The sequence below is a fragment of the Flavobacterium sediminilitoris genome (assembly GCF_023008245.1).
GTDB classification, from domain to species: Bacteria; Bacteroidota; Bacteroidia; order Flavobacteriales; family Flavobacteriaceae; genus Flavobacterium; species Flavobacterium sediminilitoris.
The window spans coordinates 3853436-3869598 of the sequence record NZ_CP090145.1; the positions used below are offsets into that span (position 1 = coordinate 3853436).

15 protein-coding genes are annotated in these 16163 nt (G+C 30.6%); 7 read left to right on the top strand and 8 right to left on the bottom strand.

Annotated elements, in window-relative coordinates; translation table 11 throughout:
• The first annotated feature begins 240 nt into the window (after positions 1–240).
• On the top strand, positions 241–4311 hold the full coding sequence (locus LXD69_RS17710; protein WP_246916415.1) for a DUF7948 domain-containing protein: 4071 nt from the start codon (positions 241–243) through the stop codon (positions 4309–4311).
• A gap of 66 nt (positions 4312–4377) precedes the next feature.
• Here the strand turns inward: LXD69_RS17710 and LXD69_RS17715 are convergent, their stop codons facing one another.
• The 7 genes from LXD69_RS17715 to LXD69_RS17745 all read right to left on the bottom strand — a co-directional run bounded on the left by LXD69_RS17715 (position 4378) and on the right by LXD69_RS17745 (position 9378).
• The gene (locus LXD69_RS17715) at positions 4378–4539 is read right to left on the bottom strand and encodes a hypothetical protein (protein WP_246916417.1); all 162 of its coding nucleotides are present in this window, start codon (positions 4537–4539) and stop codon (positions 4378–4380) included.
• Positions 4540–4645: 106 nt separating this feature from the next.
• Positions 4646–4861 carry a hypothetical protein gene (locus tag LXD69_RS17720; protein ID WP_045972021.1) on the bottom strand — a complete coding sequence of 72 codons (216 nt, stop codon included), beginning with the start codon at positions 4859–4861 and terminating at the stop codon, positions 4646–4648.
• A gap of 102 nt (positions 4862–4963) precedes the next feature.
• Complete coding sequence (locus LXD69_RS17725) at positions 4964–5869, bottom strand: phytanoyl-CoA dioxygenase family protein (protein ID WP_246916419.1); 906 nt, start codon at positions 5867–5869, stop codon at positions 4964–4966.
• 66 nt (positions 5870–5935) lie between these two features.
• Positions 5936–6475, bottom strand: a complete 540-nt coding sequence (locus tag LXD69_RS17730) for a tetratricopeptide repeat protein (protein WP_246916421.1) — start codon at positions 6473–6475, stop codon at positions 5936–5938.
• Positions 6476–6568: 93 nt separating this feature from the next.
• Positions 6569–7237 carry a peptide chain release factor H gene (gene prfH, locus LXD69_RS17735; protein ID WP_246916423.1) on the bottom strand — a complete coding sequence of 223 codons (669 nt, stop codon included), beginning with the start codon at positions 7235–7237 and terminating at the stop codon, positions 6569–6571.
• Positions 7225–7830, bottom strand: a complete 606-nt coding sequence (locus LXD69_RS17740; RefSeq protein ID WP_246916424.1) for a hypothetical protein — start codon at positions 7828–7830, stop codon at positions 7225–7227. The genes prfH and LXD69_RS17740 overlap by 13 nt, the downstream gene beginning before the upstream one ends.
• 156 nt (positions 7831–7986) lie before the next feature.
• Positions 7987–9378 carry an RtcB family protein gene (locus LXD69_RS17745; RefSeq protein ID WP_246916426.1) on the bottom strand — a complete coding sequence of 464 codons (1392 nt, stop codon included), beginning with the start codon at positions 9376–9378 and terminating at the stop codon, positions 7987–7989.
• A gap of 583 nt (positions 9379–9961) precedes the next feature.
• Between LXD69_RS17745 and bshC the strand changes: the two genes are divergently transcribed.
• The 4 genes from bshC (at position 9962) to LXD69_RS17765 (ending at position 13668) form a co-directional block, all read left to right on the top strand.
• The gene (bshC, locus tag LXD69_RS17750; protein WP_246916428.1) at positions 9962–11551 is read left to right on the top strand and encodes a bacillithiol biosynthesis cysteine-adding enzyme BshC; all 1590 of its coding nucleotides are present in this window, start codon (positions 9962–9964) and stop codon (positions 11549–11551) included.
• Between the two features lie 38 nt (positions 11552–11589).
• Positions 11590–12087, top strand: coding sequence for a hypothetical protein (locus LXD69_RS17755; RefSeq protein WP_246916430.1), 498 nt, complete (start codon positions 11590–11592; stop codon positions 12085–12087).
• Positions 12088–12215: 128 nt separating this feature from the next.
• Entirely contained in the window at positions 12216–12677 is a 462-nt protein-coding gene (locus LXD69_RS17760) for a hypothetical protein (protein ID WP_045972002.1), read from the top strand.
• 139 nt (positions 12678–12816) lie between these two features.
• Positions 12817–13668, top strand: a complete 852-nt coding sequence (locus LXD69_RS17765) for a sulfurtransferase (RefSeq protein ID WP_246916432.1) — start codon at positions 12817–12819, stop codon at positions 13666–13668.
• Positions 13669–13754: 86 nt separating this feature from the next.
• Here the strand turns inward: LXD69_RS17765 and LXD69_RS17770 are convergent, their stop codons facing one another.
• Positions 13755–14324, bottom strand: coding sequence for a DUF4494 domain-containing protein (locus LXD69_RS17770; RefSeq protein WP_246916434.1), 570 nt, complete (start codon positions 14322–14324; stop codon positions 13755–13757).
• Between the two features lie 423 nt (positions 14325–14747).
• On the opposite strand from LXD69_RS17770, the gene LXD69_RS17775 reads away from it, so the two are divergent.
• Positions 14748–15482: a T9SS type A sorting domain-containing protein gene (locus tag LXD69_RS17775; RefSeq protein WP_246916436.1), complete on the top strand. Its 735-nt coding sequence runs from the start codon at positions 14748–14750 to the stop codon at positions 15480–15482.
• 102 nt (positions 15483–15584) lie between these two features.
• Complete coding sequence (locus LXD69_RS17780) at positions 15585–16148, top strand: DUF4256 domain-containing protein (RefSeq protein WP_246918903.1); 564 nt, start codon at positions 15585–15587, stop codon at positions 16146–16148.
• The last annotated feature ends 15 nt before the right edge of the window (positions 16149–16163 follow it).

Sequence of the window (16163 nt, forward strand, 5' to 3'; positions counted from 1 at the left end):
TATAGTACTATAATAACAAGTAATAGAAATAAATTAATAAGAAATAAAAACAAGATAAATAAGATATAATAAAAGAATAGTAAGGTGTAAAGAAAATTGCATTGAAATTAAAATAGACCTACTACTTATCCTTTTGTAATTTAAATATTATTTTGTAAGTAAGTCAATAGAAATAATTATTTATTCATTCTTTTTATCCGTTTAAGTACTATTTTTGAAACTTTATTTTAAGATTTAAATATGAGATTTTTTTGCGTTTTATTATTTTTAGTTAGTGCTAGTATTGTTTTTGCTCAGAAACAAACTACTTCTATTGGTTTTATTGAAAACAAAGGACAAATTATTGACCAAAAAGGAAAAGAAAATAGAAACGTAAAATATCTTTTAAACACTACTGGATTAAATGTTCAGTTAAGAGAAAATGGTTTTTCTTATGATGTTTATGAGACAGAACGAATACCATTAACAAAAAAGGATAGAGAATTTAATGGTTCTAACCCAAGTTTTGATACTGGAGTGAAAAATCCTGATTATTCTCTAAAGTATAATTTTCACAGGATTGATATTGACTTTTTGAATTCGAATAAAAACGTTACGTTAGTTTCTGAGGAAAAATCTTCTGATCATGATAACTACTACAATGTGACTCATGCTCCTAATGGGATAACGAATGTACATAAATATCAAAAAGTAACGTATCAAAACATTTATAGTAATATCGATGTTGTTTTCTTTATTCCAAAAGACAGTACAAAAGTCGTGGAATATAATTTCATTGTAAAGCCAGGAGGAAAAGTTTCAGATATTCAGTTACAATTTAACGGTGGTAAAACGGAATTGGTTGATAACAAAATAAAGATGAATCTTCGTTTTGGACAAATGGAAGAAACGTTGCCTTTGAGTTGGGTTGAAAATGGCCCTTCGAGAGAAGAAATTTCTATAAATTATAAAAAAATTAAAAAGAATGTTTATGGTTTTGAAGGGGAAGTTAACTCATCTAACAAAACTATTGTTATTGATCCTGTTCCAGTGCGATTGTGGGGGACTTATTATGGAGGAGGTAACCAAGCATTTAAAACAAATACTACTAAAACGGATAATTTAAATAACGTGATTTTCACAGGTCTAACATACAGTAGTAATAACGTAGGAACCGCAGGATCCTTTCAAAATACTGGAATACCTCTATGGGCAACAGCTTTTATAGCAAAAATGAACCCTAATGGAGTGCGAATATGGGGCACATATGTAAAAAACAATACATTTGAAGCTATAATTTATGACCTAGCTGTTAATTCTTCAAATGAAGTTTATGCAGTTGGTTACACATGGGATCAAGATGGACTCGCAAATACAATAACTACTCCCGGATCGTTTAGAGAATTTGGATCTGCATTTTCTAGAGAAGGTATTTTAATTAAATTTAATGAAAATGGACAACGAATTTGGGGAACTTTTTATGGTGGAGAAGGTTTTGATGAAATAAGAACTATTCATTTAGACAGCTCCGAAAATTTAATAATTGCTGGACAGACAAAAAGTTCGACCGGAATTTCAACAAACGATGGTTATTTGTTAAACAACCCAAACAGTAGTTTCTATGGATTAGGTTTTTTTTCAAAGTTTAATTCAAATGGGCAAAGATTATACGGGAGTTATTTTCAAGGAGAAATTACTTTTTGTAGTATTGATATTAATGATGACATTTATTTTGCAGGACAATATAGTGAAAGCACAAATTATTTAAATATAACTACATTAAACGCGCATCAAAATCAATGTTTTATGACAGATGTTTTCGTTGTAAAATTTGATGCAAATTTTAGTAGGGATTGGTGTACCTATTATGGTGGTAATGGTAATTTAGACAAGGTAACTGGACTTGATACTGATAATTTAAACAATGTTTACCTTATTGGTACAACCAGTAGTACAAATAATATCGCAACAGCAGGTAGTTTTAAAGAAAATTTAGCACTTGGTGGTGTAGATGCTTTTTTAGTAAAATTTAATGCTTTAGGAGTAAGACAATGGGGGACTTATTTTGGAGGGAATAATCCTACATCTGATGAAACTGCTGAAAGCGGATCTGTTTCTGACGAAGGTAATATCTACATTGCTGGCAATACAAGAAGTTATTATGAAATAATCTCTACTCCAAATAGTTATCAAACTGTACCAGATGGTTCTGATGATTGTTTTTTTGCAAAATTCAATACTGATGGAAATCTCATTTGGTGTTCTTACTATGGTACTCCTTCTCAAGATTATAGTTCAAATATTTATTTCAAAAATAATATTATTTATCTTTTAGGTTATTCAACAGGTATAGCAACAAACGGAAATGACTTAGGAACTCCTGGTACTCACATGCCAACTGGCTCAGGTTTTTTCTTGGGTAAATTCCAAGATTGTCTTTCATCTCCTCAAATATCTGCTGTTAATCCTTGCATAGGAAGCAATCTTGAACTAACCGCTTCTGGTGGAACCAATTATTCCTGGACAGGACCAAACGGATTTACGTCAACTGACCAAAACCCAATTATTCCAAATGCAACTGTTGCAAATAATGGTCAATATTCTTGCACAGTCACAGGAACAGGTGGTTGTGATGACACTGTTACAATTGATGTAGTTGTTGGTGATAACGAAGCTCCTATTCCAACAATTACAAATTTACCCACTATTACAGGAGATTGTAATACAATAATTACCTCAATTCCAACCGCTACTGATAATTGTGCGGGAACAATTAATGCCACTACTACTGATCCATTGACTTATGCTACCGCTGGGAATTACACTATTACATGGCTTTATGATGATGGCAATGGGAATACTAGTAATCAAACACAAAATGTAACCATTACTGCTGTTACCTTACCTATAGTAACTTCACCACAACAATTCTGTATTCAAGATAACGCAACTATAAACGACATTCTAATTACTGGACAAAATATTACTTGGTATAATTCACAAACTGGTGGAACTATTTTATCTACAGCTACCTCATTACAAAATGGAGTTACTTATTATGCTAGTCAGACTATCAATGGATGTGAGAGTGATCGCGTTCCCGTAAGTGTTACTATTCAAAATACTCCTGCTCCAACAGGAAATGCAAATCAAAGTTTTTGTAGTACTGCTAATGCTACTTTGAATGAGATTGTTAGTAATGGTTCCAATGTAATTTGGTATGATAGTTTAAATGGGAATTTGATTTTACCAAATACTACACCATTAGTAGATGGCACTACTTATTATGCTACACAAACTATTAATGGTTGTGAAAGTGTTAGTAGATCAGCAATAACGATTAGTCTAATCAATACTTTGAATGCAACAGATTATTCAGAGTCATTCTGTGATAATTTGGATGATGGTTATGAAATAATTAATTTAACCAATTATAATGCTAACTTAATTTCTTCAACAGGTAATACTTTTAATTATTACACTTCGTTGAATGGTGCTGAAAATCAAATTATTTCGGATAAAATCACAAATCCAACTAATTATAACCTAACTATTGGCAATCATATTATTTATGTTAGAATTGATTCTCCTAATACTTGTCATCAAGTTGTTACTTTAGATTTTACACTATATAGTAAACCTTTCTTAACTATAAATGATATTATGCCTATTTGCGAAGGCAGTTACATTACTATTTTTGCTGGAAATGGATATGATAATTACCTTTGGTCAACTAATGAAACTTCTCCATCAATTACGGTTTTTCAACCAGGAAACTATTCTGTAACGGTTTCCGAAAATCACAATAATATAACTTGTACTACAACTAAAAACTTCACTGTAGTTAATTCAAATATTGCTACAATTTCTCAGATTATTACTTCTGATTGGAATGATAATAATAACACTATAACGGTTTTATTAACTTCAAATAGCGAAGGAGATTATGATTATTCGTTAGATGGAATTAACTTTCAAAGTAGTAATACATTTAATGGATTAGATAATGGTGAATATACTGTTTATGTAAGAGACAAGAATGGTTGCGGAGAAGTTTCTGGAGAAGTATATTTATTAATGTATCCTAAGTTTTTTACTCCAAATGGTGATGGTTATAATGATTTTTGGAAAATTAAATTTTCTGAAAATGAACCTAGTTTAACTATTAAAATTTTTGATCGTTATGGCAAATTCATAAAGCAATTAGGCACTAATTCACAAGGTTGGGATGGAAACTACTTAGAAAAACCATTACCTTCTTCCGACTATTGGTTTATAGTTACAAGAGAAAATGGAAAAGAGTTTAAAGGTCATTTTACTTTGAAGCGATAAAAAATGAATAAAAAAAGTCTAAAATAAATTTTAGACTTTTTTTATTGTAAGATGTAAAAGAGATGATTAATAACGTCTACATAGTCCTGCAAAATCTCCTGTAGTTTCACAATATGAACCTGTAGGACAAGAACCATCTGGTCTACATGCTAAACCTCCATTAATAGTTCTTTTTTCTTTTTTGTTCAACTTTTGAACTCCTGCTTTTTTTAAAATTAATTCTAACATAACTTTATTGTTTAATTGTTTGTAAAATAATGTATTGTTTTTTTAAAATATATACTAGGAAAGTATATTCAATCTAAAAATCTAATTTTCAAAATTATAAGTTTCTTCATGGAAATGTACAATCACCTGTACTATCAGGATATAATCCTGGTATTGTCCCGTTCGGACAATAAGAGAAGCAATAATGATCAACTCGTTTAATTCCTACATAACAAAAGCATCTACAATTAGAATCTCCAATATTTCCACTTCCTTTAATGCTTTTTTGCTCATTTTTAGCTAGTTTTTGAATTCCTTCTAAACTTAAAATTTTGTTTAACATGATTTATTTGTTTAATTGTTCGTTTTATAATCAATAATTTTTTTTATAATTATCAACTTCCTAAAGGTAAATAAAAACGTAAAAACTATCACTTAAAAAATGTTAAATCCATTCCAGATTTTCTGTATACTTTTCAGGAAAATAAGTTAAGTATTGAACTAGTCTAGGTTTTTTACCATAATTAGGAGTAGCACAATGTGGCAAAGCTTGATGCCAAATAATAAAATCTCCGGCTTTTCCGGTTATGGGAATAGGTACTAATGTTTTTAAAGCTACTTCTCTTGGATTATCTGTCGGTGAAAGGGATTGCATCCAATTTTCAATGTGATGATGAAAACCAGGCACACAATGAAAAGCGCCCTCATTGTCATTGCAATCTGATAAGTACAATAATCCTTGTAAACGGAAAGGAATAGGTTGTTTTAAACTTACATCCCAATGTAATTTACTTCCCAAAAAGCTATAATCTGTTGTGATTGGTGGATTGAAACTGACTTTGTCTATCGTTTTATAAATTTCATTCGTTCCATACAATTGTTCGTATGCCTTTTGAATTTTTAGAGAGGCACGGTTTTTTTCTAAGGTTGGATGATTAAAAAAGTTAACCATCAATCCTTTTTGTTCTGTATGGGTTTTATACCAAGTTGTAGCATCTTCTGGATTTTTTTCTAAAAATTGCCAAATTGCCTTTTGTGTTTTCAAACAATCCTCTTCAGAAATTGCATTTTTCACTACCACATATCCATTGGTTTCCCAAAAATCCAAATCTTCTTTTGTAAGAACATCTGCTATTGCATCGGTTTTCGTTTTTACTTTTTTTTCTTTCTGTTGAATCCAATTTTTGAATTCTATAGGAGTTGGTTTTTCTTCATGAAGATATCGCAAGGTTTCTTCCATACTTATTCCTAATTGATACAAATGTGCTGTTTCTTGATCCCAAGTGGTTTCGATAGTTGTACTATTGTTTCTTACTCTGTTCCAAAAATTTTCTATTACTTGTGCATCCATATTAAAAATGAGTCGTTGGTATCAAATGTAACTGAATTTTATTTTTTTACAAAAAAAGGATGCCTTTTAGCACCCTTTCTTTTTCTTGTTTTTCTTGGATTTCGTTTCTTTTTCCTTTTTAGGTTTTAGAAGTTCCAATTTTCCTTTGATCCTTGCTTTGGTATCATCTAAATAATAATTGTATTCATTATTAACAACTGCTAACTTCATTTCTTTTAAAAGTTGTTTGGCTTCTTTAAATTCTTTTTTAATTTCTAGAAGTTGGATTTTCTTCATCAAAATCTCTACTTTGTTGATTCCTTTAATTGTTAAAGCAAAGTCGATTAACTTTTCTGCTTCTTCAAAATCTTCATTGGCTAACAAAGTTTGAATGTAATAAGGATACACTTCAATAGCATTGATGTTGATTCCTAACGCTTGTTGGAAATAATTTTTTGCTTCTTCATAATTGAATAATTGCTCGGCTTGTATTCTTGCATACAAACACAAAGCTGTGGTATTCTTATCGTCATACGACAAAGCATAATCTAAGGATTCTATGGTTTCTTCCAAACAATATGGATAATTATCCATGGCTTGAAACAAGTATTTATCTATTGATTTCATATTTTTATAAATATTACGCTCCTCTGGAGCTACTTACTTTAATTTATTCTATTTTTTATTTGTGTAAACAAAAAAGTGCTACTCATTATAATCTTATTTTTTAAATTTTAAACGTTCTTTTTTGTAGCTTTTAACTACTTTTTGTTTTTTAAAATCAGAACCTTGAAACACTCTTATAGGATTGCCTCTTTCAATTTGCATTTGGTTTGTCCAAGTGTTTTGCTCTTGGTTTTTATACTGATTCAAATTGTTTGTTTCAATCTTTTGCTTTAAGCGTTCGGTTGCTAGCTTTTTGTTTTGGTGTTGTGAACGGGAATCCATAGCAACAACTGCAATGCCTGTTGGAATATGAGTGGCTCTAATTGCCGAACTTACTTTATTCACATGTTGGCCACCAGCTCCTGAACTTCGCATAGCTTGGTATTGGACATCTTTTTCATGGAATTTAGTTTCACTTGATTGTTCTATTTCAAAAATTCCGATGAACCAATTTTTTCGTTGGTGAAATTTTCGAAACGTACTTTTTCCAATCCATTGAATGGTGCCTAGCCAAGACGTTACAAAATCGTTTGCTTTTTTGCCTTCTATTTGAATAATTGCTGTTTCTACGGTTCCGTTTTCGCTACCTGCTTCTCTTTGCAATACGGTTGCTTTTACTTGTAACTCGTTTGCTTCTTCCAACACTTTTTTAAGCACTTGCCCCACAACCCAAGTACATTCTGCTGGCCCTCTTCCTGAGGTTATTTGTATTATTTTTTCCATTTTTCAATACTTTTTAAGAGCTTCTCTCTATTTTTTGCAGACTTTACAAATTGAGGCAATCTTGAAACCAATGTTTTATTAAAACTTCCTTCATTACTTCTTTCTCGTAAATCTGCTCTTATGTAACGCTCTAAATACTCGATGTGATCCCTATTATAGGCCCAAAAAATAGCGTTATCAAATTGTTTTTGATACCATAATTCACAGTTAAAGTAAGATTCCCTTTGTTTGTTCAGATCAGCATTAAAACCATAAGTAATCTCCTCAATTTTTGGTTTGAAATCTTTCTGTTCCATACAAATTGGACATTTTAAATTTATTTTCTCTGGTTTTTCATTCAAAATCTGAGATTCATACTTGATTTTATCTTCATTGTTACAGCAAAAAGTATCCACTATTGCTTTAAACTTCTTCATTTGACCTTTTTGAGCAAAATAGCAGTGTTTACATTCTAAAATTCGTGTATCTCTATACAAATATTTTGATTCGTATGTTCTTTTAATCACTGCTTTTGCCTCACATTTAGGGCATTTCACATCAATACTATCTGCAAAACTTCCTAACCATTTATTTTCATCTTGAAACCTTTCCATACTTTTTCTTTTTACAAAAAATCCAATAGTTTCCTAGCTAGCCCCGATTGTAGCAAATAGCTCCCGATTACATCGGGACTACTTCGTAAAGCGGGAAAATGGTTGGCTGAAAATGCCCAAGCCATTCGCTCCTAGAAAAACAATTTTCCTTTTTTATTATCGGTCCATTCGCACTATTTTAGGAGTGAATGTTCCTAAGACATCTACTAATTCGGTTTGCAAAGCCATTACTTTGTTGATGTCTTTGTAAGCCATAGGTGCTTCGTCGATGCTTCCTCCTATTAATGTTACTTCATTATCAGCCAAGACTTTTTTAATCTGACTTTGCGTGAAACTCGTTTTACATTTCGCTCTTGAAAACAAACGTCCAGCTCCATGTGAAGCAGAATTGAGACTTTCTTCGTTGCCTTTTCCCATCACTATAAATCCTGGAGCTGTCATAGAACCTGGAATGATTCCCAAAACCCCTTTTTGGGCTGGTGTCGCTCCTTTTCTATGCACAATGCATTCTTTGCCATCCACTTGTTCTTTCCAAGCAAAATTGTGGTGATTTTCTATTGTAACCACTACTCTTTTGCCTAAAGCTTTAGCAATTCTACGGTGAATGTCATCGTGACAAGCCTTTGCATAATCTCCTGCTAAATTCATGGCTAGCCAGTATTCTTGTCCGTCGTGTGTGTTCAAATCGAGCCATGCTAGATGTTGGACATTCTTAGGCAACGGACATTGTTTTGTTGCCAAATAGGTGTAATGTTTCGCAATATTAGCCCCTAAACCTCTGGAACCACTGTGTGATAACACTGCCAAATATTCTTTGGGCTCTAGTTTCCATTCTGGTAACGGGTTGTCTAATTTTACGATACCAAATTCCACAAAGTGATTGCCTCCTCCTGACGAACCTAATTGTTTGTAAGCTTTGTCCTTTAATCTTTTCAGCAAAGGAATAGTATCAAATTCGTTGCGATAGAAAACATCATGATCCGCTTTTGTTTTGTGCGTTTCGGTCATACCAAATTTGGTATTGTCTTTTAAAATCGCTTGCAATTGATGGTCTTTTCCTTTTAAAAAAGAAGCAGGTAAATCGAAAATCGACAAACTCATTCTGCACCCTATATCAACTCCAACTCCGTAAGGAATCACTGCGTTTTCAGTGGCTAAAACGCCACCTATTGGCAATCCGTAACCTGAATGTGCGTCTGGCATTAATGCTCCTTTGACTGCGACTGGTAATTTTAAGGAATCGTACAATTGAAACTTGGCTTGTTCGTCGATTTCGTTTTCTCCAAAAATTGAAAATGGAGCTCTTGTGTTTCTCAACTGGTTGAATTTCACTTGCACTGGATTGACTAATCCTTCTGCAACTTTCCCCCAAGTGCCGTGCATTTTAAAATTTTCTGGATGCAACAACACTTCTTTGGCTTCGTTTAAAATACTTTCCTTTTTTTCTCTTTTTCTGTATCTATTAATTTGCCCTAAAGCAATATTGATTGAATTGTTCTTTGGGAAACCCAATTTGATTAGGTCTTTCCCAGATAATTTATTTCCCATGAAATTTTTAATTATTGTATAACTAAGTACCTAAGTATTGTTCTTAAATCTATTCCTTAAAGTATCTCTACGATTTAGCGAGATACATTCGTAACAGAAAGATTTGAGTGATTCAAAACCTATTCTCGATACACTTTTTCTTCGAAAAAGTACTCGAATTGACGATTTTGAATACAGCACAATGCATTAGGTAAAATCAGCATCCTCTTAAAAAAGACGATGTAAAAGTTCGTGTATCGGGAATTTCTGAAGGGTCTAGAATTAAAAAAGCCCGAATCTAATTAGCTTCGGGCTTTTTCATATATTCTTAACTGAATTTTCTATGAATGAAATAAGCCACGAAGAAAAGCGTCACCAGTATCTACTGATGTGTTGCTTTGGAAGTATGATGTAAATAATGTCATTTTTTCTTCGTTTTTAAAATTGTTATTTTTTCTGAGGACAAATTTTTGTAATTATTTTTTACATTTCCAAATTTATTTTCAAAAAAATATTTTTTAGTTGTTTAAAAACTATATTAAGTGAATGTTAAAGCTTTTACTCACTTGTTTTAATTTCTCTATTTTTACAAAAATTTTAACCTATGCCAACCGACTGTATCAGCTATCAAAATTCAGGATATTTTTCTAACTTAATGGTGGATTATTTAAACGAAAAAGAGGAGCTGAAACAACTGTACAATCGTTTTCCAAAGTTGGAGAATTTTAAAGCACAACTTACTGAAAAACAAGCTAATTTTCCTTTTGAAAATAGAAAAATCTTAGTTTCTGCATTAGAAAAACAATATGAGAATTTTGAGGTTTCTGAAAGTACTTTAAATCATATTCAACTTCTAAATAATTCCAATACATTTACCATTACAACTGGTCACCAATTGAATATATTTACTGGTCCGTTGTACTTTTTATATAAGATTATTTCTACTATAAATTTGTGTAAAGAATTACAGAAAAAATATCCAGAAAATAATTTTATACCCATTTATTGGATGGCCACTGAGGATCATGATTTTGAAGAAATCAATTATTTTAACCTAAATGAAAAGAAAATTCAATGGAAAAAAGACAGTTTTGGACCTGTTGGACGGTTGTCAACGGAAGGTTTAGATGTTGTTTTTGAGGAATTTTCGAAAGCCATTGGGATTAGTGATAATGCCAATTATTTAAAAGAGTTATTCCAAAAAGCCTATTTAGAACATTCGAATTTGGCCGATGCTACTCGTTATTTGGCAAACGAATTGTTTAAAAATGAAGGTTTGGTTATTATAGATGGTGATTATAAAAATTTAAAACAGCTTTTTGTTCCTTATGTAAAGGAAGAATTGTTACATCAAACCTCAAGTGAAGAAGTTTTAAAAACCAATGAACATTTAGCCGATTATAAAATTCAGGTCAATCCTAGAGAAATTAACTTGTTTTATATTGAAGATGATTTGAGAGAAAGAATCGTCTTTGAAAACAAGCAATACAGTGTTTTGAATACCAAAATGACTTTTTCGGAAACAGAAATTCTTGCTGAATTAGAAAATCATCCTGAAAAATTTAGTCCGAATGTGATTTTGAGACCTTTGTATCAAGAAGTGATTTTACCTAATTTGTGTTATATTGGTGGTGGTGGTGAATTGGCTTATTGGTTGGAATTACAATCTAATTTTGAAGCGAATAAAATTACTTTTCCAATGCTTTTATTGCGAAATTCGGTTCTATTAACTACTGAAAAACAAGCTCAAAAAGCAGATAAATTAGACTTAAGTTGGGCAGATTTATTTAGTACTCAAAATGATTTGATTACGAATAAAACCAAAGCCTTATCTCAATTTACCATTGATTTTTCAGAACAAAAAGCCCATTTACAACAACAATTTATTGGTTTAAGAGAAATGGCAAAGCAAACCGACAAATCCTTTATAGGAGCTGTGGAAGCACAAGAGAAAAAGCAACTAAAAGGTTTAGAAAATTTAGAAAAACGCTTACTAAAAGCAGAAAAAAGAGTGTTAGCAGAAAAACTAGAACGCATGACGGCTTTGCAAAATGAGTTGTTTCCTGGAAAAAGTTTACAAGAACGAAAAATTAATTTTGCTGTGTTTTATGCTGAATTTGGGTCTACTTTAATTGAAAAGCTGTTGGAAGAATTAAAACCTTTGGAGCAGGAATTTAGTGTGGTAGTTTTGTGAGAATAAATTTCCTATATTAGTTTTTATTAAATAAACATATGAGTATAGAACATCACCCAAAGTTTGACGATTCAGGATTCTATAAAATAAATGATAATCATTTAATGGTATTTTTGCATTCTGACGGATTTACCGAAAGACTGTTGGGTGTTGATATTTTCATAACTAAATTTTATGAAGTAGAAATTTATTTAAGATCTTTTAAAAAAGGAAACAATTATGGAGATTTTAGATATGAAAACCATACTGTTAAGCTTCCAAATGAAGTATTTAATTTTCTTAAAAAAATTAATCAACTTGAAAAGTTAGAGTTTGGATATAATAAAATTGATAAAAGTTTTATGGAAGATTGTCAAAGACAAGAGATTTTATTTAATCATAGCGGAAAAACAATTGGCTTTTTTATTAGTGGAGGAATGACTCTTAAAATAGACGATTTTGAAACTGATTTTGGTCAAAGCTTTTATGCTTTTTATAAATTCTTGGACAATTGGAAGGAAAAAATTTATATCAATTTTAATGAAAATCACACTTAATATCTAAAAAACACAAGTCCAAACCTATATCCTAAAATCTTTGCAAATTTTATTTATATATTTATAAATCCCTTAAAGAAGAAAACTAATTATACATAAAATAGCATTGGGAAGTCGTCAAAAAAAACATGAGAAAAAAAGAAAATAATATAAAATTTTATACACTTATTTTTAGTGTATTAGCTTTATTACTTCAAAGTTGTTTTTTAGATTGCTCATATCATGAAAAAATTGAGTTTGATAACATCAATAAAAGCATAAAAGTACTTTCAGATAATTATTGTATTATTTCCTTAAGATTAACCGAATACGAGCCTATGGAAGGATACATCAGAGAAATTAAAAACAATAATTTTAAAATTGATTTCGATTTAAATGAAACAGTGAAAAATGTTAATTTGTCAGTTCTCCTTAATTCTAAAGAAAATGATTCAATACTAACACTTTTAGATGAAAAATATATCGCATTCGATTTAGTTTTACATGTGATTGAACCAAAATCACATTCCGAAGAAATAAAACATATCCATTTTGTAAGTGAACAAGTTGAAAAAGGAGAAAAAGTATTTGAAAGTGAGGGTTGTAAGTAAGAAAAACTCTTGTAACAATCTTTTTCAGTTATTGCTAAACTTAATTAAATCTAAAATTCTCTCTAATAGTTTTAATATTCTAATCTAATTAAAATCTTTTAAGCAAAAATCTAATCCAATCATTTTGTAATTTTAGAACATGAAACAACAACTTCCTCCCCTAATAAACGCAACCGAACTCCTAACCTTACACCACACCTCATCTATCATATTAATAGATGCAAGTAACGGTAAAAACGCTTATGACAATTATTTAAAAAGTCATCTTCAAGGGGCTTTGTTTGTCGATTTGAATACGCAATTGGCAGACATAAAAGAAGATGTGGCTGTTGGTGGCCGTCATCCTTTGCCTACTCTAGAACAGTTTTCTAAAGTTCTTTCTGATTTAGGCATTACTCCTGAAAGTCATGTAGTTGTTTATGATGATAAAAATGGAGCAAATGCTTCGGCTCGTTTTTGGTGGATGATGAAAGCGGTTGGTCATGAAAAAGTACAGGTTTTAAATGGAGGAAAAAGTACTGCAGAAGCTGTTGGATTTCCATTAGCAAAAGGAATTGAAAAGGCAGAAAAAGTGGGACTTTATCCTGTCACGAATTGGCAATTACCTCAAGTTACATTGAATGAAGTAGAAAAAGCTTCACAAAGTGAAAGCCATATTATTATCGACGTAAGAGAAACGGCTCGTTACAAAGGTCATGTAGAACCTTTGGATTTAATTGCTGGTCATATTCCGAATGCTGTGAATGTGCCTTTTTCTACTAATTTGGATGAAAACGGTTTGTTTTTATCTCCTTCCCTGTTAAAAGAAAAATACGAAACGGTTTTTAAAGATATTCCTATTGAAAATCGGATTGTGCATTGTGGTTCTGGTGTTACGGCTTGTCATACCCTTTTAGCTATTGCAAGTGCTGGTTTAGATATTCCAAAGTTATATGTGGGTTCGTGGAGTGAATGGTCGAGAAATGAGAAGGAAATTGTGACTGAGGAATAGATTTATTTGTCTTTATTAACTAAAATTTCATAAAAAAACCTGATTCAAAACAATTTTAAATCAGGCTCTTTATATTAAATCTATTATTACATTTCTGTTTCTTCCTCTACAACAAACTCATTCTCTACTTCTTCAATATCTAAAGGATCTTCCATTGTATCGACTTCAATTTTAGAGGCTTTAATGGTATTGAATTTTTCTAAAGCAGCTAAATCGCCTTCTTCTCCACTAAAATAAGGAAAAACATCTATTATAGGTGATTCTGAAATAGCAGGAATGGTGTAATCTCCCATAGTGTCTTTCATAGCATGAACGGTATTGTCATACGCTTCTTTTACATCATTGGCTTGTACTAATAAATACATACTTGTTTTTCGTTCTTTCCCACTTTCTTCATCATAAGCTACTAATGAAACTTTTGATTTAAACCAACGATCTGCTTTTTCAAATGGATGAATTTCTGCGTAATTGGCAAATTTTATATTGGTAATCTTAAATTCTTCACTTACATAAGCTGCCATTTCTTCATTTATTCTTCTTTCTGCTTCTGTATAAGAAATCGCATCTATTAAATAGGGTTCAGTTGTAACTTTTTGTATTCCGTTTTCATCAATTTTTCTATATTTTACTTTACATTCATACCAAATTGCACTCATAACTTTTACTTTTTTTAAGGATGCCAAAGATAATTTTTAAAGAAAAATAATCTCCATTATTTCATAAATAGATATTCACAATTTTGATTATATTAACTTCAATTTTACGAAATATAATATTTTCTATTTTTTAACAAATTGACTATTTTTTTATTACTGTAGTTATTGCAATTTTCCTAATAAAGATATTTTAGGTAATATGGAATTTATAATACTTTGATTAGTTGTTTCAAAGTAGAGAATAATAAATCAACTATTTAATCTATTAAATACGTGCAAATACGCATTTTTTTTTGTATTTAATTAAATCTTATATTTGAAAAAGACAATCAAAACTTCTTGATATTTATTTAAATCATGTATGTAAAATTGGTCTATTCATTTCACAACAAACAAACAAACAAACAAACAAACAAATCAATTATGAAAACAAAATTCTTATTACCATTATCATTGCTATGTTTAAACTCATTCTTTTTTAAAGCAATAGATGTTTTTTATCCTTTTAAAAATGACACGAAATCATCTTCTTACAAAATTTCACAAAAAGAAGAACAGACTGGAGCGCCTACTGTTGATTTTATTTCTTTTAGTAATGGAATTGGAGAAACTGATTATTTTTGCACAAGCCATGTAGGAAATAGTTATGAAATTTATCCAAAACTTTCTAATACAAGTCATCAAATTAGACTTAGAAAATATCCTAGTTTGAATATTGTATATAGTTCTTCTACAAATTATTATGGCGATTCTGGAACATTAAATTATACACCATCAGCAGGCTGGTATGTTTTAGAGGTTAAAAGAACTAATTCTTATGGCACTACTGATTGGGTTGGCTATGAAGTAGAATTCGTAGATTGTTCACAAAATAATGGTGGAGGAAATGAATATCGTGTTTATCCTAATCCTACTTCTGAAATACTGATTGTTGAAGAATCTAGTAAAAGTAAAACACAGAACAATAAAACTCATGGATTAAATAAAATTAATTCTTCTTCTACATACGAATTATATGATTTTAACTCAACTCTTGTAAGCAGAGGAAAAATAAATGATATTACTAATATTGACATCTCTAATTATAAAAAAGGAGAGTATATCTTAAAGATAAATTCGAAAGGAAAATCAAAAACACATCATGTAATAATTGAATAAAGCAAATTATAAAACTTTCGAATTTAAATGATTTCAAAAAACATTAGTAATAAGCATATTGTTGAAAATACAATAAGTAAATTAAATAATATATTTATGACAATGAGAAATAAAAGAGAATTGTCTCAAGAAGAACGTGATGAAATACTTAAAACATTAAAAGTACGCTTTGAAAAAAACATGAATCGTCATAAAGATTTGGAATGGACTAAAATTCAAATAAAATTAAAAGCCAATCCTGAAAAATTATGGTCTCTCTATAAAATGGAGCAAACTGGTGGAGAACCAGATGTTATTCGTTTTAACGAGAAAACTAATGAATACTTTTTTTATGATTGCTCAATAGAAACGCCTAAAAATCGTAGAAGTCTTTGTTACGATCGTGATGCTTTAGAAGCACGAAAAGAACACAAACCTAAAAACAATGTTATTGATGTTGCTACTTCTATAGGTATTGAACTTTTAACAGAACAACAATATAGAGAGTTACAAAACTTTGGAAATTTTGATACAAAAACATCTAGTTGGATCAAAACACCATCTGAAATTAGAGAACTCGGTGGTGCATTATTCGCTGATTTTCGCTACAATACCGTTTTTGTGTATCATAATGGAGCACAATCTTATTATGCTTCCAGAGCCTTTCGTGGTTGTTTAAAAGTTTAGTATATATTTTCCTTG